Source organism: Mycobacterium sp. shizuoka-1, from assembly GCF_002723835.1.
Classification (GTDB): domain Bacteria; phylum Actinomycetota; class Actinomycetes; order Mycobacteriales; family Mycobacteriaceae; genus Mycobacterium.
The window spans coordinates 1-1,288 of the sequence record NZ_BEWG01000140.1 but is presented as its reverse complement, the minus strand read 5'-3'; the positions used below and the strand labels follow the sequence as shown (position 1 = coordinate 1,288).

At 66.8% G+C, this 1,288-nt stretch carries 1 protein-coding gene; it reads left to right on the top strand.

All coding sequences use genetic code 11. From position 1 onward, the window contains the following. Nucleotides 1-29: 29 nt before the first annotated feature. A partial coding sequence (locus tag MSZK_RS31025; protein ID WP_099252346.1) for an IS256 family transposase occupies nt 30-1,288 on the top strand: 1,259 nt, incomplete at its 3' end.

Sequence of the window (1,288 nt, the reverse complement as noted above, 5' to 3'; positions counted from 1 at the left end):
CGTTGGCGCGCTGGCGGGAAGGCACGCCCGTGCTCACGGTAGTACACGAAGGCCGAGACCCGAACGAGGCCGGCGACGCCGCCGGTGCAGGCCGGTCGCTGCTCGATGAGATCGTTCGCGACGGTGCCCGGCAGATGCTCGCCGCAGCCCTGCAGGCCGAGGTCGCCGATTACATCGCCCGGCACGCCGGTGAAGTCGACGACAACGGCCACCGCCTCGTCGTACGCAACGGCTACCACACCGAACGCGACGTGATGACCGCCGCCGGTGCGGTGACGGTGAAGGCGCCACGGGTCAACGACAAGCGCATCGATCCCGAGACAGGCCAGCGTAAGAGGTTCTCGTCGGCGATCCTGCCGGCCTGGGCCCGCAGGTCCACCCAAGTGTCCGAGGTGTTGCCGCTGCTGTACCTGCACGGCCTGTCGACCAGCGACTTCGGGCCCGCCCTCGAGCAGTTCCTCGGCTCCGGTGCCGGCCTGTCGCCGGCCTCGATCACCCGGCTGACCGCGCAGTGGCAGGACGAGGCGAAAGCCTTCGGACAGCGGGATCTCTCGCAAGTCGACTACGTCTACCTGTGGGTCGACGGCATCCACCTGAAGGTGCGGCTCGAGCAGGAGAAACTCTGTCTGCTGGTCATGCTGGGGGTGCGGGCCGACGGACGTAAGGAACTCGTCGCCCTGGCCGACGGCTACCGCGAATCCACCGAATGCTGGGCCGATCTGCTGCGGGACTGCCGCCGCCGCGGAATGCGGGCCCCGGTGCTCGCGATCGGGGACGGCGCGCTGGGATTCTGGAAGGCACTGCGGGAAGTGTTCCCCGACACCCGCGAACAACGCTGCTGGTTCCACAAGCAATCCAACGTCCTTGCAGCACTCCCGAAGTCCGCGCATCCCGGCGCGTTGGCGGCGATGAAGGAGATCATCGGAGCCGAGGACATCGACAAGGCGCAGATCGCGATCGCGGCGTTCGAACAGGACTACGGTGCGAAATATCCGAAGGCAGTGAAGAAGATCGTCGATGACGCCGATGTGTTGCTCGAGTACTTTCGGTATCCGGCCGAGCATTGGGTGCATCTGCGTACGACGAATCCGATCGAATCGACTTTTGCGACGGTGCGGCTTCGGACCAGGGTGACCAAGGGTCCGGGTTCACGAGCGGCGGGGATGGCGATGGCCTACAAGCTGATCGAGGCCGCGCAGTCGCGGTGGCGGGCGGTCAACGCACCGCAGCTGGTCGCACTGGTGCGAGCGGGCGCGCTGTTCCACAAGGGCAAGCTCCTCGAACGGCC